Origin of the sequence: Streptoalloteichus hindustanus (assembly GCF_900129375.1) — a bacterium.
In the GTDB taxonomy this organism is placed as follows: Bacteria; Actinomycetota; Actinomycetes; order Mycobacteriales; family Pseudonocardiaceae; genus Streptoalloteichus; species Streptoalloteichus hindustanus.
Genome location: NZ_FQVN01000002.1, coordinates 791,621 through 809,994, shown reverse-complemented (window position 1 = coordinate 809,994; position 18,374 = coordinate 791,621). Strand labels below are relative to the sequence as shown.

The following is an 18,374-nucleotide window of genomic DNA, read 5'->3' as shown; positions in this document are numbered from 1 at the left end:
CAGACTCCGCCACCACCACGAGCGCGAGAGGGAGAAGACCATGGCTTCCGACCCACAGGTCGTGCGGGAGTTACCCATCGAACGGAGCTGTCCGTTCTCCCCGCCGACGGGGCTCACCGAGTTGCGGGACGAGAGCCCGATCCGCCGCCTGATGTACCACGGCGGCCACGAGGGCTGGCTGGTGACCGGACACGCCGCCGCGCGCGCCGTGCTCGCCGACGTCCGGTTCAGCTCCCGCCCGGAGCTGTTCCGCTCGCCCGCGCCTCTTCCGCCGCCCGCGCGCCGCGATCCCCAGGCCGCGCCGGGCATCCTGACCGAGTTCGACCCGCCGGAGCACACCCGGTACCGGCGGCTGCTGACCGGGCAGTTCACCGTGCGCCGGATGAACCAGCTCACCTCGCGGATCGAGCAGATCACCGAGGAGCACCTGGACGCCATGGAACAGGCCGGTCCGCCGACCGACCTGGTGACGGCGTACGCGTTGCCCATCCCGTCCCTGGTGATCTGCGAGCTGCTGGGCGTCCCGTACGCCGACCGGGAGCAGTTCCAGCGCAACAGCAACACGTTGTTCGACCTGACGGCGACGCCGGAGCAGAGCATGGCGGCCTTCAAGGAGCTGGAGAGCTTCCTGCTGGACCTGGTGCGGCGCAAGCGGTCCGCGCCCGAGGACGACCTGATCAGCGGGCTGCTGACCGATGACGAGCTCACCGACCAGGAAGCGGCCAACATCGGGATCATGCTGCTGATCGCCGGGCACGAGACCACCGCCAACATGATCGCGCTCGGGGTGTTCGCGCTGCTTCGGCACCCCGACCAGCTCGCCGCGCTCCGCGCTGACCCCGACCTCGCCGCCAACGCGGTCGAGGAGCTGATGCGCTACCTGAGCATCGTCCACATCGGACCGGTCAGGACCGCGGTCGCGGACGTGGAGATCGAGGGACAGCTCATCAGAGCGGGCGAGTCGGTGACCGTCTCGGTGCCGGCCGCGAACTGGGACCCCGCCAAGTTCCCGGAGCCTGAGCGGCTCGACCTCACCCGTCGCACCTCCGGCCACCTCGCGTTCGGCCACGGCGTGCACCAGTGCCTCGGCCAACAGCTCGCCAGGGTCGAGATGCGCGTCGCCTATCCCGCGCTGTTGCGCCGCTTCCCGAACCTGCGCCTGACGGTCGCTCCCGAGGAGGTCCGGTTGCGCACCGACATGGCCGTCTACGGCGTTCACGAACTCCCCGTCGCCTGGTAGCACGGCCGCTGACGGTCGGGACCGGCCGTCAGATCCGGTGCGGGCGCGTCGAATCCCGCGCCCGCACCGCGTCCGGTGGCCTCAGCCAGGACGAGACCGTCGCTCTCGTCCTGGCTGACCCTGCCCCAATCCTCCCCTGTCTGAGATCACCTCAACGGGGATCAGCGCTGCCCTGCGCCCTCCGCGCGATGCGGGCAGCGGCACCAGAACCACCGAAAACCCAACCACGGAACAGAAAGGCCACCCTGTGCCATGAGCGAAAGCGAACGGAGCTTGAAGCACGACGTGCGACAGGCCAAGAAGGAGGGGACGGCGGGCCTGCGACGACGGCAACTCGCCCGGCTGGCGGAGATGGTCGCCCACGCCCGCGCCCACTCGCCGTACTACCGGGAGCTGTACCGGGGTCTGCCCGACCAGGTGACGGACCCCACCGTTCTGCCGGTCACCAACAAGGTCAAGCTGATGGACCGCTTCGACGACTGGGTGACCGACCGCGCGGTCACCCTGAAGCAGGCGGAGGCGTTCGCCGCCAGCCCCGACCTCATCGGCCGGCGCTTCCACGACAAGTACCTGCTGGCCACGACGTCGGGCACCACCGGTCGTCGCGGGATCTTCCTGTTGGACGACCGGAACATGGCCGTGCACATGGCCCTCAGCTCGCGGGGCGCACCCACGTGGCTGAGCACCGGCGACGTCATGCGCACCGTCCTCCACGGCGCGCGCACCGCGTTGCTGATGGCGACCAACGGCCACTTCCTCGGGTACACCGGCGCGATGCGGGCCGGTGAGGAAAGCAGCTGGCGCGGCAAGGTGATGCGCGTTCTCTCCGTCCACACCCCGCTTCCGGAGCTGGTCGAGCAGCTCAACCGGTACCGCCCCGTGGTCCTCATCGGCTACGCGAGCGTCGTCGCGATGCTGGCCGGGGAACAGGAGGCCGGCCGCCTGCGCATCAACCCGGTCCTCGTGCAGCCGGCCGGGGAGTCGTTGAGCGCCAAGGAGTTCGAGCGCATCGCCACCACGTTCCAGGCGGCGATCGGCACCGTGTACGGCGCGACCGAGTGCCCGTTCATGGCGTCGAGCTGCCGGCAGGGCTGGTTGCACGTCAACAGCGACTGGGTGGTGTTGGAGCCGGTCGACGCCGACCACCGGCCCACACCGCCGGGCGAGGTCTCGCACACCGTCCTGATCAGCAACCTGGCCAACAGGGTCCAGCCCATCCTGCGGTACGACCTGGGCGACGGCATCCTGATGCGGCCCGATCCCTGTCCCTGCGGCAGCCCCCTCCCCGCGATCAAGGTGCGCGGTCGGGCCGGCGACATCGTGTCGTTCCCCGCCAGCGACGGCGGGCAGGTCAGCGTGCCGCCCCTGGCCTTCGGCACCCTGGTCGACCGCACACCGGGCATCGAGCTGTTCCAGATCGTGCAGACCACGCCGATCAGCCTGCGCGTGCGGCTGCGGTACTCGCACGGCGCCGACCCGGTCCAGGTGTGGCCGGCGGTGCGCGACCAGATCCGCCGCCTGCTCGCCGACTACCGCGCCGAGCACGTCTCGGTCGAGCTCGCCGAGGAACCGCCGCAGCAGTCCCCTGGCGGCAAGTACCGCACGATCATCCCGCTGAGCGGGGACCAGCCGGTTCAGCCGCAGTAGTCGCGCAGTTCCCCGTCCCGCACGGTGTCGAGGGTGACGCAGTGGAACCCTCCACCCAGGACGCGGGCGTGCCGCAGGGAGTGCGGGAGCACCCGCACCCCGTGCCGCTCCAGCGTGGCGATCAGCTCGCCCTGCGCCGCGTCGACGATCGCCAGGTCCGGGGCGACCATCAGCAGGTTCATCCCGACCCAGGACGAGGCGAGCGGCCACGGGGTGGCGAGCGGCGCCGCCTCCCGCATCGGCGGGCACCACAGCACCTCCCACCGCCGCAACGGCTTCGGCAGGGTGTCGTCGGTGAACGAGGTCGGGTTGGCCAGCAACAGCCCCGGCCGGATCAGCGCCAGCGCGGTGTCCACGTGGGAGCCCGGGCAGGTCGCGTGCATGGGGTGGACCCGGTAGTCCCCGAGCAGTGACACCACCGAGCGCAGCCACCGGAGTCCGGCCTCGTTCCCCGAGACCGACACCTGGTAGAACAGGTCACGGCCGCAGCGGAGGACGTTCGCCGCGTCGAAGGCCGGCTCCGCCTCGCCGAGGGTCGGGTGCCCCTGATCGTCCACTCCGTACAGTTCGTCCCGCAGTTCCGGGCGGGGCGCGGAGATCCAGGTCGACCCCGCCGCCAGATAACGGCGGAACAGCGCGCGGAACGCGGACAGCTCGTGCTGGCGCGACCGGGTGGGGCTCGGCGCCTCGATGATCGTCGAGCCGAGGACCAGCGTCAGGTCGCGGGGGCAGTAGGAGGTCACGCCGGAGGAGGACCAGTCCGGCGTGACGAACATGAGGTCGTGGTCCACCGGGGCTGGCCGGTGCACCACCACCCCGAGCTCCCGCAGACTCCCCACCAGGCGGTCCAGGTCCTCCTCGGTCTCCGCCAGCACGCGGTCCGGGAACCGGCCCGTCCGCACCCTGGTCAGTTCGGCCGCGGTGAGGTCGGGGTAGAAGGCGAGCCAGGCGGAGGGGTCCCGCTGGAGATCTGGGATCCGGGCGTTGGCCGCGTCGCCCACGATGACCTCCCGCAACGGGGAGAACTCGTCGTGGGAGTGGGCCGGCCGCGGTTTTTCGGGCTGCTGACGGGAAACCGGGGGCGGGCCCGACGCCGGAGCCCCGCGCTCGGCGGTCCGCACAGGTGCTGGCCGCGGGGCCGGGTGCCGGGCAGCGGTCGGCGGGGCCGGAGGCCCGGCACTGGTCGGCGGGGCACTGGTTGGTGAGGCACTGGCGGGCGGAACACCGGTCGACGGAGTGCTGGTGGGTGGGACCTTCGTGGTCGGTGGGGCGCTGGTCCGTGGGGCGTTCGTGGGTGGGGCGCTGCCGGCGGGGGCCGCCGGAGGAGTAGGAGCTGGTGCCGTGCTCCTCCGGTGCCTCGCCGTTGGCGCGGCAGGCGCGGCAGGCGCGGTGGGGGCAGGAGGTACGGCGGGAGCCAGGACACGGGACAGCCACCAGTCGGCGTTGTCGCGGTCGGCGCGGGGGAAGAGGTGGGCGTGCACGGTGCGGTGGTTGTCCACCAGGAGGAAGTCTCCCGGTTCCAGAACGTGCCTCCGGGCGACGCGTCGGAGTTCGACGGCCAAGCGCCGCAACGCCTCCACGGCCTCGGCGTCGTCGGGTCGGTGGGGACGCAGGAGAAGCGAGTCGTACCCGATCCGCGGATCGGACCGGGGTCCGGACAGCACGGTGCGGGGGTGGGGTTCGGCGCCGTTGGGGTGGAGCACGAACCGGGTGTCGCGCAACACCTGTTCCCACCGCGCTTCCAGGGCGAGGGAACGGGCTGTCGCGAACAACGTGGTGGGACGACCGCGCAGGCAGAGCAGGCCGAAGTGCGCCCGGCTCGCGTCGCCGGGGATGTCCGCGCCACGCCACAGGAGAACCGCCTCGCCGGGTCCGCCCGCCCGCTTCTGGCCGAGCGCCGGGGTGATGTGCCGCGCGACCGGGATCTCCCGTGGCCCCGTCGAGGCCGTCGGCGTCGTCGACGCCGGAGGCCGGCCGAGCAGGGCGAGAACCCCCAGCGCGGCGAGCACACCGCGTCGTGCCGTGCCGCCCAGTTCGCGGTGGTCGTCCGCCGTCGGTGTGGGCTGGAGGTGCTCGTCGACAGGAAGACCGCGCACCACCAGCACGTGGTTCGGCGCGCCGTCGGTGGCGAACCGCTGTGCCGCCTGGGTCAGCGCGGCCGGCATCGCGGTGGCCACCGAGGCCGCGAACTCGGCCCACTCGGCGGCGGAGCGCGCCCGGGGCTGGGGGTCGACGTCGAGTTCGTTGGCCACCGCCGCGATCCTCCGCGTGTCCTCCGGGGAGAGCCGCACGATCCCATCAAGATCAGTCTGACGGTTCATCGCCGTGTCCTCACGGTAGTTCGGCCGTGGACCGTCCTCTTGGGCCGTCCACAGTGGACTGCAAGATGTGGGAGCTCTCCCACAGCGACAGCCAGAAGCGGTGCTCGATCGCTCGCATCGTCACACCACCCACGCCTCGCCGACGCCGACCGCCGCCACGCCGGGCGCGCACCGGTTCAGCACGGGCGTCGCGTCGGGCATCTTGACCGCCGCGACGAGTCGGAAGGAGGTGCCCGGGTAGGCCCGGGACTCCACCAGCCGGAAACCGGCGTCGCGGACGGTGCCCTCCAGGTCGTGGACGGGGAACAGCGGCCGTCGCAGCAGGAGGAGCTGCGGAATCCAGAGGACGGCCATCCCCAGCCGGTACAGCGCACGGGCCGGCCGCGTGCGGGGCCAGCACTCGTCGGCCACGACCAGCCGGCCACCGGGTTTCAGGACCCGCCAACACTCCCGGAACACGGGGCGTAGGCGCTCCCGGGGGATCTCGCCGAGCACCATCGTCGCGGTGACGACGTCGAACTGGTTGTCCCGGAAGTGCTGGGCGATCCGAACGACGTTGTCGTGCACCAGGGTCAGCCGCTCGGCGCGCCCCTCGTTCGCGGCCCGGACAGCGGCTCGGCGCAGCATGGGCTCCGAGGCGTCCAACCCGGTGACCCGCGCGCCCCTCGCCAGGCAGCGCGCCGCGAGAGTTCCGGTGCCGCAACCGATGTCGAGCACCGCGTCCCCGACACCGACCCGCTCCGCGATCTCGTCCTTGATCCGGTCGAGCCGACCGAGGGTCATCACCCGGACCGCCCAGTCGTAGCGCTCCGGCGCCCGCTCGGCCCAGACCATCCACCCGCGCGCCAGCGGCATCGTCACCCCGCTCCTTCCGCCCGGCCGGCCCCGGCGAGGAACGCGGTGATGAGCTGGTTCACGACGGCGGGCGACTCCTCGTGCGGGAAGTGCCCGGTGGCCGGCACCAGTTCCACCCGGGCGTTGCGCAGTTCCTCCGCCATCCGGCTGGCGTGGGACGCGGGCAGCACCCGGTCCCGCTCACCCCAGATGACCAGCGTGTCCTGCCGCAGCTCCGGCACCCGGCGCGCCACCTCCGCCTCGTCCAACGCCCGCAGGGTGGCCAGGTAGGTCCGTTCGCCGGAGTCGTGCACGAGCAGGGAGTGGTGCGCCGCAACCAGTTCCCGGGTCGCCAGGCGCGGATTGGCGTAGGAGCGCCGCAACGGCCTCGCCAGCACGCGCGGTCCCAGCCCCGAGGCGCGCAGCGCGGAACGGCGCAATGCCGCCAGCGCACCGTTCCTGGCCAGGCGGGTCAGGCCGCGACGGCCGCGCGGGTAGCACACCGGATTGATCAGGACGAGCTTGTCCACCCGCCGAGGTGACAGGTGCGCCAGCGTGATCGCGACCGCGCAACCGAAGGAACTGCCGACCAGACTGGCCGCCGGCAGCCCCAGCCGGTCGAGCACCCTCTCCACGACCTTGGCCAACGTGGGAACGCTGTAGTCGGCGGTCGGGGGCTTGGCCGACCTGCCGTAGCCGCGCAGATCCACGGCGTGGACGGTGAACGAGGTGGCCAACTGGTCCACGTTGTGCCGCCAGGTGAGCAGGGACAGCGGAATTCCGTGCAGCAGCACCACGGGCGGCCCGCTCCCCCGCCGGACGAGCACGACCGGTCCGCCGTCCAGCTCCACCGGGAAGGCGTCCCGGTAGCTGTCGCCGATCATCCGTTCCTCCCGTCCGTCCCGGTTCCCCGGTGTGGGCGGGGAACCACGGGACACTCAGGACACGCACTCGGAGGCGCCGAACCGCACCTCCCCCCACGGGGAGACGGTGGCGGGGTGGATCTGGCCCTCGCGGTGGGTACGGATGTCGCGACGCCTGATCACGGCTGTCCACCCCCGTCCTGGTCCAGGACCAGTGGGGTGGTCGGCGGCGTGACCGGTCGGAAGTGCCGGAAGCCGGCCAGCGCCCGGGGATCAGGGTCAGCACGGCCGCTGGGCGCGACCGGCCGTCCACAGGAGACGAACAGGTCGTCGAACCGGCGTCGGTCCCGATGCAGGTAGGCGGGTGAGGAGCGGCCCAGCATGCGCAGCACCTCCTCGGCCAACAACAGCTGGTAGCGGCAGGACTCCTCGTTGAGCACGGTGAGATCACCGCTCGCCACGTAGTTCTCCTGCTTGCAGCCGCCGCCGCAGAGGTAGCGCGCCCAGCAGCGCCCGCACACGGGGTGGTTGTCGACCGTCTGCCGCCAGTCCGCCAGGGACCGCGTGATCCCTCGTTCCCCTGTGCCCACGTCGAATCGGGACTCGCCGACCAGCCGGTGGCACGGACTGATGGCCTGGTTCGGCGAGTGGGTGAAGTACGTCCGTCCGCCGGAGCAGAAGGACAGGGCGAGCTGCCCTTCGAGGACGAGTTGGACCGTGCGCTCGTACTCCAGCACACCCTTGAACCGGTTGTCCTCGGCGAAGAGCGTGGGGTAGTCCCGCAGGAAGTCGCGGAACTGCTCGACCATCCCGTCCCGCAGGAAGAAGTTGACGTGCCGTCTTCCCGATGCCGTCGAGGCCGTCGACCCGCAACCCGTCAACGAGGGAACCGGCGTGTCCTGATCATCCGGCCGGCGGCCGATCTCGACGAAAACCGGCCCCGACGGCCTCCGCGACTCCTCGCCCTCCATTGGGAAGACACCGGGATAGATCTGGAAGTAGTCGAAAAGGTTGAGCTTCCACAGCTCCCGGACGTTGTGCAGCAACGAGGGATGATGTTGGGCGACGGTCATCCTGGCCACGAGCGTGATGTCGTCGCCGGCCTCGCGCACGGCACGGACGTTCCGGATGACCCGGTCGTACGACCCCTGGCCGCCCTTGGCCGGGCGGTTGGCGTCCTGGACCTCCCGGCAGCCATCGATGGACACCGAGACGATGAACCGGTGTCGGGCGAACAGGTCGAGCGCACCTTCGGGAAGCAGCGTCAGGTTGGTGGAAACGCGGTGGACGAACCGGACGCCGCGTTCGGCCCCGACCCGCTCCGCGCGCTCGCAGATCTCGCGCAGCACGGGGAAGTTGGCCAACGGCTCCCCGCCGAAGAACTCCAGCCGGACCGACCGGCGGGGCGTGAGGTTGCGCTCCACGAAAGCGAAGATGTGGTCGACGCTCTCGTGCCCCATGGCCTCGGTGATGCGGCCGTAGTCGCCGCCGTCGGCGAAGCAGTAGGCGCAGGCCAGGTTGCAGGTGTTGGTGAGGTTGACGTTGATCGCCAGGTCCGCGCCGTCGACGGCCGTGCTGGCGCTCAGCGCGTCGCGGTTCTCCTGCGACACCAGCCCCACACCGACCAGGCTGCGCCACTCGGCGCGCTCCTCCTCGGTGAGGTGGTCCAGGCCGTGGCGCAACCGGTCGGCCAGCCCGGGGTCGACCACGAACGCGCGGTGGTTGCCGGCGAGGAAGAGCAACCCGGCGTCCTCGTCCAGGTCGATCACCCGGTAGTCGACGTCGGGCCTCATCGCGTCGATCCCTCGACGTCGAGCACGGGCAGTGGGCGGCCCACCGCCGCGTCGTAGCTGGGCAACGGCGTGACGTCGTCGTTGAGCGAGCCGGCACTCGTCTCCACCGTGGGGAAGTGCGCGCGGTCGAAGACCTCGTGCAGGCTGCACCGCACATCGTCGGACACGGCGACCTCCACACCCTGCTCGCCCGGTGTCGCCTTCGCCGCGATGAAGCGGTAACTCTCGCCGGGCAGGAGGTTCAGCGGCGTCCAGGCCGGCGCGCAGTCCGTGCCGAAGCGGCGTTGGTAGAGGGTGCGGGCGGAGTCGCTGTCGTTGCGCACCTGGATGTGCAGGGAACGCACGTCCCCGTGCCAGTGGAAACCCGCGGTGCGCAGGTGCTGGCCCGTGGGCAGCTCGGCGAGAGTCGCGCGGGCGGGCCGCGCCGGGAGAAGCGTCAGGTTGGCGGGTTTGCCGCAGCCACCGCAGGTTCCGTCCGCACCGACGCCCACAACGCTCGCGTTGAGGCCGTAGCGGGTGACCTGCCGGTGCCCGCACCAGTGGCAGGTGGTGACGGTGGCGTCGGTGTCGTAGACGTTGCCCAGGTAGACGTGGTGAATGCCCATGTCCAGGGCCACGCGACGCGCGTGCTCCAGCCGGTCGAGCGGCGTGCGCCGACTGTTGGTCATCTTGTAGTCGGGGTGGAAGCGCACGAAGTGCAACGGCACGGCGGGGTCCAGTTCCTCGCCGACGAACCGGGCCACGGCCCGCGCGGTCTTCTCGTCGTCGCTGAGGTCGGTCACCATCAACGTGGAGATCTCCACGTGCCGGCCGGCGCGGTGCACCTGCCTCGCGCCGTCGAGCACCGGTTCGAGCCACCCCTTGGTGAGCCTGCGGTAGTACCGGGGGTCCATCGACTTCACCGAGATCGAGAAGATGTCGATCACCGGGAGCAGCTCCGCCACGGCCTCCGGGGAGATGAAGAAGGCCGACTTGAACAGGTTGACCAGCCCGGCCTTGCGCGCGAGCGCCGCGGTCTCCGTGACGAACTCGTGCCACACCACGGGATCGTTGTAGGTCCAGGACAGGACCCGGATGCCGTGGCGCAGCGCGATCTCCACGACCTCGTCCGGGGTGTAGCGGTGGATGTCGTCGTCGGAGACGAACCGCGCCTGCGACGTCTTCCAGTTGTGGCAGTAGTCGCAGTTGAGCATGCAGCCGATGTTGCCCATCGACAGGATCGGCTCACCCGGCGCGTAGTGGAACACCGCCTCGGTCTCGATGGTCTCCTCGGTGGCGTGCACGGACCGCCCGTAGTTGAGGCTGACCAGTCGGCCGTCGCGGTTGGCCCTGACCATGCAGAACCCGTGCTGCCCCGGCCTGATCCGGCAGTGGCGCGGGCTGAGCAGACAGCGCACGACGCCGTCGGGCAGCTCCTCCGCGAGCCGCGCCGGATAGGGATCTTCCTTCCAGTTCACCACACCCAGGTCTCCCCGATCGCTCGTCCCGGAACGGGAGTTCCGCCATGACATTGACCTCGACACGGACCTTGACACCGACCTTGACACGGGTTCCTCATCGGCGCACCGGCCCGGAGCGGGTCCGACGAAGTGGTGGGCACACGGCTTTCCCATCCCTTCGGGAGGGCCCCAACTCGGATGTCCACTGTGGACTGTCGGTGACGTCGTCGTCGGCTCGGCGCGCGGCCGTGGTCAGGAGACCAGAACACTGGCCCCCGCGATCTCCAGCCGGACGTTGTCCCGCAGCCACGCGGCCTTCTCCCGCACGCCTTCGGCCGTGTCGTCCTCGACGACCACGAACCCGTAGCGGCGCCGGGAGGTCCGCGACGCGTCGACCCGGTCGCCGGGGCGCACCTCCAGGTACACCTGGCGGACACCGCCCCGGGCGCGGAGCTCGGACAACCCCTCGATCCCGGTCACCAGCCCCGGCTCGTCGGCGAACAGGACCGACATCGCGTAGTGCCGACGCGGCGGCCTGCTGCGCACGTGCACGGGCTTGCCAACGGCCAGGTCGATGGCGACGTCCATCAGGTCGTAGCCGCGGCTGCGCCAGATGAGGTCGACGACGTGCTGCCCGGGCGGTCGGGCGGCGCACTCGACGACGTGCGGGACGCCCTCCCGCAGGTGGACCTCCGCGTGGAACACGCTGTCGCGGATTCCCAGCGCCGCCACGCAGTCGGTGACCACCGCCCTGACCTTCGCCTCCTCCTCCGGCGACAGCGCCGCCGGCACCAGGTGCCCGAGGAGCACGAAGTCGTTCGAGGTGATCTTCTCGCAGAAGTTCAGGAACTCCACCCGGTCGTCCCGGACGTAGCCCTCGGCGCTCAGCCGCCGGCCCAGGACGACCTCCTCCAGGAGGATCTCCCTGCTCAACGGGAACGGCCCCGGGATGGCCAGTCGGTTGGTGATGATGGAGTCCCAGGCGTCCGCGAGCTGCTCCCGGCTGTTGACCCGGAAGACGTTGGCGCTCGTGCTGTGGTCGACCGTCTTCACCACGCAGTCCCGACCGAGGGCGATCCAGTGCCGCTCCGCCTCCGCCGGGTCCGCGGCGATCCGGAAGTCCGGAGTGGACACACCCCGTTCGGCCAGCCGCCGTTTCATCGCGCTCTTGGACTGCTGGCACACCGCGTCGGCGGGTGGCGGGCAGTCGAAGCCGAGCGCGCGGCCGGCCTCGAAGGTCGCCGGGATGTAGGGATCGTCACCGGGCAGCAGACCGGCGATCCGGCCGGCGAACGGCGCCAGCGCGTCGCGGATGGCGCTCGCGCTCCCGGTGTCGCACTGGATGAGCGTGTCGATGTGGCTCGTCGTGCCCACACCGGCGATCGTGGCGGTGTCCGTCACGGCGTCCATCCCGAAGGCGGCCCGGTTGTGCCTGGCCTCCTCGACCCGGCAGAACCCCGGGTCCAGCGCCAGCACCACCGTGCGGTACCCCTTGCGCCGCGCCACGGCCAGGTACCGGAACAACGCGACCTGGGGGTCGACCACCACCAGGACCGGCCGGTTGTCGTCACCGGGTTTCTCCGTCGTCACCGACTCCATCCGTTCTCCTCCTCGCCCGGCTCCCCGCGCCCCCGGTCCGTCGCCGGTCCGCCCGGCGGCGGGTTGGGGGCGCCGCCGTCCCGCATCACCAACAGGCCAACGCCATCGCCACCCGGGGCGTGCGGTCGGCCGCGTGTTCCTCGGCCTCGTCGGGCACGCACCTGGCCATGGCCTCGCGCGCCGCCGTGACGAGCTCCTCCCGCCTGTGCACCAGGCGCGCGAGGTCCGCGTCGATCCCCTCGATCTCGCTGTGGAATCCCCGCAGCCGCGCGTGCAGCGCCTCGACCTCCTGGCTCACCACCGCCGGGAGCTGGGCCAGGTGGCCGGCGGCGCGCGCCCCCAGCGCGCTCGGCGGGCGCTCGGCGGCGATCTCCCGCGCCAGCCCGCCCCTGACGTCCTCGGGAAGTTGTTCGAGCAGGGCCGTGCGCGCCCCGACCACGATCTCCTCGCGCCGGTGGACGAGCCGGGACAGCTCCTCGTCGACTTCCTCGATCTGGCGGTGGTACCCGGACAGCGCCTCCTGGACGGCCCGGAGGACGGCGTTGTCCCCGTCAGGTCTCGTCATCGTCGGTCCTCCCCGTCGCCGCTGGCCGCCGGGCGGCTGGCCGGCCCCTCCACAGTGGACCCGGCCGGTCCCGCTCCCCACTGTCCCCGCCCTCGGCCTCGCCCGCTGCCCGAAGCCACTGGTCGGCCCGCCCCGACCAGCACCGGAGCGCGGTCCGAACGCGGTCGACTTCACCCCAGCCGGTGATGGCCGAGAGATCGCGGACGGCGTACCGGTTCCACGACGACCGAAGGTCCACTGTGGTCCTTGTGGTCCTTGTGGTCCTTGTGGCCACGGCCCGGCCCGCCGCCCCGGCGCCGTCCCGCCCGCTCTCGAAGTCCACAGCGCCTACCCCTCTCCCCCACCCGACCCGCGCTTCGCGCCCGCGCCCTCGACCGGCCTGGCGACCATCGGGAGCACCGGGCCGAGGCGCGGACCGCTCGGACCGCTCGGTCCGTTTGGGCCGTCCTCGCCCGCCGGCACGCCGACCCGGGTCGGCGTGCCGGCCTGGCACACCAGCACCCGTTGGGTGAAGCAGGACAGCGCGAAGCGAGCGGTGAGCGCGAAGACGTGCAGGCTGGCCAGCTCGTCGTGCGGGCGGTCGCGGCAGGAGAACGTGAAGGTGAACGCCGTCTCCTCGCCCGGCCCCAGGTGGGTGTCGACGATCCCGGGCTCCACCGAGATCCCCTGCGCGCGCCACTCGGTGAACTGGGCGAACAGGGAGACGTCCTGGCGCACAGTCGACAGGTTGCGCACAGTGACCCGTCGGTGCTCCGTCCGGTCGGTGAAGGCCCCCGAACCGGCGAACGTCACGTCCAGCGCGGCCGGGTCCGGGGTGTCGGCGACGATGCCGCACCGCGGGCAGACCTCCACGGTTCGCGGCGCCAGGCCCCGACAGCCGCCGGTGTACCGCCAGGCGGAAGTGCTTGCCGCGCACCGAGGGCAGGGCCGCAGCGGGTCGTCGGCCCGCGTGCGGTCGGTCAGCCCGTAGCTCCCCGCGTAGCGGTGGCTGATCCACAGGGCCGTCTCTCCGAGGATCTCCCGCAGTTGGCCGAGGACGGCGCGACGCGCCACCCGCAGGACGCTGTCCCTGAGCGCGTCGTAGTGCCGGAGCAGGGTGTGGTTGAGGATGCTCTCCGGAAGCCGGGGATAGGCCAGGAGCGGGTCCAGGAGGTCGGCGATGCCCCGCGTCTGGGCGGCGAGGAAGGCGGGATCGAGCCCGAGGGCGGACAGGTCGGCGACGGCGCGGAGGTCGGCGCGCAGTCGGTCGAGTTCGTCCACAGTGGGCAGTGCGGCCCGGCGGAGCCGGAAACGCAGTGGAACGGCGGGAAACTCGGTCCGGCCGAAGACGAGAACGCCGACGCTGTCGGCGGTGGGCGGGGACCGGAAGGCGAACCGCACGTCGGCGGAGACGAGTTCCGCCGACACCGGCTCGACCGCCAGACCGCGGGGCACCGCGGTGACCGGACCGAGGTGGTCGAGGGGGATGACGCTGTCCAGCACCCGACTTCCGGCGGTTCGGCACTCGACGACCACCGCGTTTCCCTGGCGCGCCAACCGAACCGCCGAATCGACCCTCGGCGTGGTGGCCGGGACGAGCTCGGGATCGCCCAGCAGGACGAACGGCGCGTCCGGCACCCCGTGCGGGCCGACCAGCGAGTTCAGCCGCTCCGCGATCTCCCCCAACCGGTAGCCGCCGCGCACCAGGGCCTCGGCCAGCGACTCCAGCTCGGGGGTGACCATCGCGTGCTTGTAGGGCGCGATCACGGACGTGCACCAGCCGTCGAGCAGGTTGAGCAGCACGGAGTGCCCGCGCGGGGCGAAGCCGTCGCCGAAGGTCGCCGACTCGCAGCTCAGCAGGACGGCGGTGGTGACGGGGACGTCCGCGCCGCGGATGCGGCCGGGGTAGGGGCAGCCGCGCTCGCAGTCGAAGCCCTCCGGCGCCCCGGTGCGCTCCTCGACCGGGAACGCGCCGCAGACCACCTCGTCGTCGCCGTGGTGGACGTGCAGTTCGTTGCCGTGGCCGCTGAGGACGTAGTGCTCCAGGGGCGCGGTGTCGCGCAGCGGGACCGGCCGCCGGTCCGGTTCGCCGAACCGACCGCCCCCGGCCCGGAAGTCGCGGTGGGCGAGGAGCCGCCAGACGAGGCGGCTGAACCGGGCCGCCGAGTAGGCGGTCATGACGCCCGGCGCGAGCGGGGACTGCCGGGAGGTGGCGAGTTCCTGGAGGAACGGCTTGCCGAACACCCCGTGCTCTGCCACCAGGATCGCGCTGTCGTGCTCGACCCGGCGGAGCCAGTCGCCGAGGTGCTCGCCGCGTTCCACGACGGCGAACCGCTTTCCGGTGGCGGCTGCGTACCCGGCGGCGACGACGGCGAGCGGGCTGCGGGAGTCGGCGAGCACCCAGTGGCCACCGGGTTCCGGGGCCGGTTCCCGGAGCGCGGTGGCCGTCTCGGCGAACACCAGCGGCCGGTCCGAGCTGACGGCGGTGAAGACGGCGCGGGCGAGCGGGCCGGGCGGCCAGGTGGGCGCGGCCACCACGGGCGGGGCGTGCGCGGGGAAGAAGGCGTGCCGCAGGGCTCGGGCCCGCCGGTCCAGGTTCCCCGGCCCGGTCAGGGCGTCGAGGGGAATCCCGACGGTGCGGTAGTGCCCCTGCGCCCGCAGCTGACCGGGCGGCGGTCGGCCGGACACCGGGGTGGGGCGGCAGACGGGCTGGCAGGAGGACAGCCCCCGCTGGGCGGCGAAGCGGCGGCTGACCGACGCCGCGAGGGCGTACTCGCGGAGATCGCCGGTGAGCAGCATCGCGCTCGGTCGTTTCATGGCAGGAGTCTTTTCCTGACCGACCGACGCGCGACGGGCTGTTTCATCAGATCCGCTCACCTCGCCCCGGCGCGTTATTGATGACCGATTGAGCAGTGATCGCCTTTTTCGCCCCAGCCATGTCCGAGCCGGTCCGCGCCAGTCTGTGCCGGTCCGGGCTGGTCCGGGCTGGTTCCTGACCGTTGACGCCGTTGGGCCTGCCCACGGTACCGCCGGGCGCGAAGACCGCGGTATGCCTCTACCGGGGGTAAGGACTCACCGGATCGAGCAGCGAGTTTGACCCGCTGTCACGATCAGCGCCCCGGAAAATCAGGTGCCCCGCGAGGTGCCGGCGCGGGCGATGATTCGGTGAAGAATTTTCCACGAAACCAGGCCGGACAAAGAGGGAAGAACAATTTCGCCGAGGATTTCTCACGTCGTCTCGGGAACGCCGGCGGGCAGGGTGCAGACTGGGCGACGTGACAACGAGGCACAGCGCCGGGATTCTGCTGTTCCGCCGGAACGGCGACGACGGGGTCGAGGTTCTGCTCGGGCACATGGGCGGCCCGTTCTGGGCGAGCCGCGACGCGGGCGCCTGGACGCTGCCCAAGGGCGAGTACCCGCCGGACGAGGACCCCCTGGCGGCGGCCCGCCGGGAGTTCGCCGAGGAGCTCGGCGTGCCGGCGCCGCCCGGCGAGCCGACGCCGCTCGGCACGACGCGGCAGTCCGGCGGCAAGGTCGTGACGGCGTGGGCCGTGGAGGGCGATCTCGACCCGGACGCGGTCGTGCCCGGCGTGTTCGAGATGGAGTGGCCGAGGGGGTCGGGCCGGCTGCGGTCGTTCCCCGAGCTGGACCGGGTGGCGTGGTTCGACCTCGACCGGGCCCGGGAACTCGTCGTGACGGGGCAGCGCGTCCTCCTCGACCGACTCGCCGAACTGCTCGGCGCGTGAGCTCGGCGCGTGAGCGGGAGGACAGTCGGTCGGACCACCGGGCGGCGTAGCGGTCCCGGTCTGGCGTCCTGCTACCTTTACGCCGTAAAGAGACAGCGTCGCCACGGTGCCCGAGGGCGCGAGGAGTTGCGGGTGGTCATCTACGCCGGCCAGGGCGATGTCCGTCGTTCGATGGCCCTGCTGTGGCGCGCCCCCGGGTCGCCCGAGGTGCGCGCGCCGGGGCCCCGGCCCGGCCTGAGCGTGGACCTGATCGTGGAAACGGCCATCGCCGTGGCCGACGCGGAGGGCATGGCGGGGCTGTCCATGCGCGCGGTGGGCGAGCGGCTCGGCCGCACCGCCATGGCCCTCTACACCTACGTGCCCAACAAGAACGAGCTGCTCGACCTGATGCACGACCGGGCGCTGGCCGAGCTGCCGACCGACTACGACCTGTCCGCGGGCTGGCGCCCGGCCGCGACGGCCTGGGCCGACGCCCTCTGGTCGTTCTATCTCCGGCACCCGTGGGTGCTCCAGGTGTCGCAGGCACGGCCGGTGCTCGGGCCGAACGAGTACGTCGTGCTGGAGACGTTGCTGCGCGTGCTGTTCGAGACCGGCCTGCCCTCAGCGGCGGTGCGACGGCTGGTCGGAACGCTCTTCCACTACGTGCGGGGTTCGGCGCAGACGGTCGCGGAGTCCCGCCACGCCCCCGCGACGACCGGGGTGTCCGACGAGGACTGGTGGCGCGCCCGCGCCAGCCTGCTCCTGGAGGTCGCACCCGACTTCGCCGAGCGCTTCCCGATGGTCGCCCGCCTGGAGGGCGAGTCGTCGCCCGAACCGCCGGCCGACGCGGACGAGCCCTACCTGGAGCGCGAGACGAGGAGGACCTTCGAGTTCGGGCTCTCCGTCATCCTGGACGGCGTCGAGGCGGCCATCGCCCGCGCCAACGCCTGACCCGTCAGCTGAGGAACCGCAGCAGCTCGACCGCGAGTCGCGCCCCCTCCTCGCGGGACCACCGCCGCACCGCTCCGGCGCAGACCGGGTCGAGCCAGGCCGGGTCGAGCCAGGCCGGCGGTCTCCCAGCGCAGGAACGCCCGCATGCCGTGCGCGCTGGGCATGACGAAGAGCGGCACCGCGCGAAGGCCGTAGGGCAACCGGGGGCCGGAGAAACAGGAGGACGGGGCGAGCAGCACGAGCCGACGAACCCGCTCGGTCGCGTGCAGGGCGTGGCTCAGTGCGAGCCACCCGCCGTACGAGTGGCCACAGAGGACACTGTGGACAGTCCAATGTGGTCGAACACGGCGTCCAACCAGGACATGAGGTCCTCGGGAGCGCGGAGCCGGAGCCCGTCGTTCACGCTCCGGCCGGCGTCGCCGATCTGGTCGACGGCGTAGACGCACCGCTCCCGCGCCAACGCCCCCCGCCGTGGGGAACCAGACCGTGGAGGTCGCGCCACCGCCGTGGAGCAGCACCAGCGGTGGCGCCGAGGGCTCACCGACCACGTACACCCGGGTGCTCCCGTACGCCGAGGGCACGTCGACCGGCTCGACGCGCCGCACCCCGCGCACTCCTGCGCACCCGCCCTATCAGTCCGAAGTGGACAGTGTGCGTCAGGTGCGGATGTCCCACTGGTGCGGCGAAACAGAGCTCACGACGCGGTGGCCTCGCCGCACCGCCCGCTGCCCACGACGTCGAGCAGGTTCTGCTCCAGTTGTTCCAGCGTTCGCAGCGCCTCGGCCCGCTCGTCCTCGGAGAGGCCACCCACGGTGATCTCCTCGAACCGCTGCCAGACCTGCTCGACCTCCCGCCGCAGGGCCTGGCTGGCGACGGTCGCCTCGATGATGACCACGCGCTTGTCGGTGGCGCACGGGCAGCGGCGGACGAAGCCGGCGTGCTCAAGGCGGCGGACGGTGCGGGTCATGGTCGCGGCGTCGGAGTCGAGCAGGCGGATGAGGTCCACCTGACGCTGCGGGCCGAGCTCCCACAGGTACATCATCACCAGCTCCTGACCGGGGTGGAGCCCGGTGCGGCGCAGGAGCTGGCCGGCGATCATGCGGTGCAGGCGCGCCACCCGGAAGATCGCGTGGCTGACCGGGCCGCCCCGTGCGCCCTCGGGCAGGGCCAGCTTCCCGTCACACGCCTCCGCCAGGTCGACCGGACAGCACTCCTCCGCGGGCGGCTGCTGGGTCATCTCTCGTCCGCCTTCCCTCGCGCCACAAAGTTGCTCGAACAGGTTCCACTGTACTCCGCCCAGCCGCGCGACGACGAGCACAAAGGCGAAACCGCAGGTCAGAGCGCATTAACCCGATTCGGTCCGACGTGACCTGGAGCACAGCAGTTGCGGGGAATGCCAGCGAGGGAGTTACCTGTTC

14 protein-coding genes are annotated in these 18,374 nt (G+C 71.9%); 4 read left to right on the top strand and 10 right to left on the bottom strand.

From position 1 onward, the window contains the following. The first annotated feature begins 40 nt into the window (after nt 1-40). Both BUE43_RS08995 and BUE43_RS08990 read left to right on the top strand, forming a co-directional pair. Complete coding sequence (locus BUE43_RS08995) at nt 41-1,240, top strand: cytochrome P450 (RefSeq protein WP_073481044.1); 1,200 nt, start codon at nt 41-43, stop codon at nt 1,238-1,240. Between the two features lie 285 nt (nt 1,241-1,525). Continuing rightward, complete coding sequence (locus BUE43_RS08990; protein ID WP_234995611.1) at nt 1,526-2,887, top strand: phenylacetate--CoA ligase family protein; 1,362 nt, start codon at nt 1,526-1,528, stop codon at nt 2,885-2,887. On the opposite strand, the gene BUE43_RS33345 is transcribed toward BUE43_RS08990, so the two are convergent. The 8 genes from BUE43_RS33345 to BUE43_RS08940 all read right to left on the bottom strand — a co-directional run bounded on the left by BUE43_RS33345 (nt 2,875) and on the right by BUE43_RS08940 (nt 15,097). Further along, on the bottom strand, nt 2,875-5,208 hold the full coding sequence (locus BUE43_RS33345; RefSeq protein ID WP_143174039.1) for a TauD/TfdA family dioxygenase: 2,334 nt from the start codon (nt 5,206-5,208) through the stop codon (nt 2,875-2,877). The two genes, BUE43_RS08990 and BUE43_RS33345, sit on opposite strands and share 13 nt — an antisense overlap. 120 nt (nt 5,209-5,328) lie before the next feature. After that, nucleotides 5,329-6,063, bottom strand: coding sequence for a corrinoid protein-associated methyltransferase CpaM (gene cpaM, locus BUE43_RS08975; protein ID WP_073480882.1), 735 nt, complete (start codon nt 6,061-6,063; stop codon nt 5,329-5,331). A 2-nt stretch (nt 6,064-6,065) separates the two neighbouring features. Next, on the bottom strand, nt 6,066-6,926 hold the full coding sequence (locus BUE43_RS08970) for an alpha/beta fold hydrolase (protein WP_073480881.1): 861 nt from the start codon (nt 6,924-6,926) through the stop codon (nt 6,066-6,068). 158 nt (nt 6,927-7,084) lie between these two features. Continuing rightward, nucleotides 7,085-8,698 (bottom strand): radical SAM/SPASM domain-containing protein, encoded by a 1,614-nt coding sequence (locus tag BUE43_RS08965; protein ID WP_073480880.1) that lies wholly within the window; start codon nt 8,696-8,698, stop codon nt 7,085-7,087. Beyond that, nucleotides 8,695-10,158, bottom strand: coding sequence for an AmmeMemoRadiSam system radical SAM enzyme (amrS, locus tag BUE43_RS08960; protein ID WP_200797418.1), 1,464 nt, complete (start codon nt 10,156-10,158; stop codon nt 8,695-8,697). Before amrS ends, BUE43_RS08965 begins: the two co-directional genes overlap by 4 nt. Before the next feature lie 231 nt (nt 10,159-10,389). Beyond that, nucleotides 10,390-11,736 (bottom strand): ATP-grasp domain-containing protein, encoded by a 1,347-nt coding sequence (locus tag BUE43_RS08955; RefSeq protein ID WP_073480878.1) that lies wholly within the window; start codon nt 11,734-11,736, stop codon nt 10,390-10,392. A gap of 85 nt (nt 11,737-11,821) precedes the next feature. Next, on the bottom strand, nt 11,822-12,301 hold the full coding sequence (locus BUE43_RS08950; RefSeq protein ID WP_073480877.1) for a hypothetical protein: 480 nt from the start codon (nt 12,299-12,301) through the stop codon (nt 11,822-11,824). A gap of 327 nt (nt 12,302-12,628) precedes the next feature. Further along, a complete protein-coding gene (locus tag BUE43_RS08940; RefSeq protein WP_143174037.1) occupies nt 12,629-15,097 on the bottom strand; it encodes a hypothetical protein in 2,469 nt (822 codons plus the stop codon). Between the two features lie 458 nt (nt 15,098-15,555). Here BUE43_RS08940 and BUE43_RS08935 point away from each other — a divergent pair, with 458 nt between their 5' ends. Further along, complete coding sequence (locus BUE43_RS08935) at nt 15,556-16,026, top strand: NUDIX hydrolase (protein WP_073480874.1); 471 nt, start codon at nt 15,556-15,558, stop codon at nt 16,024-16,026. A gap of 132 nt (nt 16,027-16,158) precedes the next feature. Then, a complete protein-coding gene (locus tag BUE43_RS08930; RefSeq protein WP_073480873.1) occupies nt 16,159-16,956 on the top strand; it encodes a TetR/AcrR family transcriptional regulator in 798 nt (265 codons plus the stop codon). Here BUE43_RS08930 and BUE43_RS35935 read toward each other — a convergent pair. Next, the gene (locus BUE43_RS35935; RefSeq protein ID WP_407697106.1) at nt 16,863-17,474 is read right to left on the bottom strand and encodes an alpha/beta fold hydrolase; all 612 of its coding nucleotides are present in this window, start codon (nt 17,472-17,474) and stop codon (nt 16,863-16,865) included. The two genes, BUE43_RS08930 and BUE43_RS35935, sit on opposite strands and share 94 nt — an antisense overlap. A gap of 176 nt (nt 17,475-17,650) precedes the next feature. Then, nucleotides 17,651-18,193 carry a MarR family winged helix-turn-helix transcriptional regulator gene (locus BUE43_RS08920; protein WP_083959472.1) on the bottom strand — a complete coding sequence of 181 codons (543 nt, stop codon included), beginning with the start codon at nt 18,191-18,193 and terminating at the stop codon, nt 17,651-17,653. Nucleotides 18,194-18,374: the final 181 nt, after the last annotated feature.

Coding starts and splice junctions, on each gene's coding strand:
- cpaM (WP_073480882.1), bottom strand. CDS start 6,063: ATGCCGCTGGCGCGCGGGTGGATGGTCTGGGCCGAGCGGGCGCCGGAG.
- BUE43_RS08950 (WP_073480877.1), bottom strand. CDS start 12,301: ATGACGAGACCTGACGGGGACAACGCCGTCCTCCGGGCCGTCCAGGAG.
- BUE43_RS08995 (WP_073481044.1), top strand. CDS start 41: ATGGCTTCCGACCCACAGGTCGTGCGGGAGTTACCCATCGAACGGAGC.
- BUE43_RS08965 (WP_073480880.1), bottom strand. CDS start 8,698: ATGAGGCCCGACGTCGACTACCGGGTGATCGACCTGGACGAGGACGCC.
- BUE43_RS08955 (WP_073480878.1), bottom strand. CDS start 11,736: ATGGAGTCGGTGACGACGGAGAAACCCGGTGACGACAACCGGCCGGTC.
- BUE43_RS08940 (WP_143174037.1), bottom strand. CDS start 15,097: ATGAAACGACCGAGCGCGATGCTGCTCACCGGCGATCTCCGCGAGTAC.
- BUE43_RS08920 (WP_083959472.1), bottom strand. CDS start 18,193: ATGACCCAGCAGCCGCCCGCGGAGGAGTGCTGTCCGGTCGACCTGGCG.
- BUE43_RS33345 (WP_143174039.1), bottom strand. CDS start 5,208: ATGAACCGTCAGACTGATCTTGATGGGATCGTGCGGCTCTCCCCGGAG.
- BUE43_RS08970 (WP_073480881.1), bottom strand. CDS start 6,926: ATGATCGGCGACAGCTACCGGGACGCCTTCCCGGTGGAGCTGGACGGC.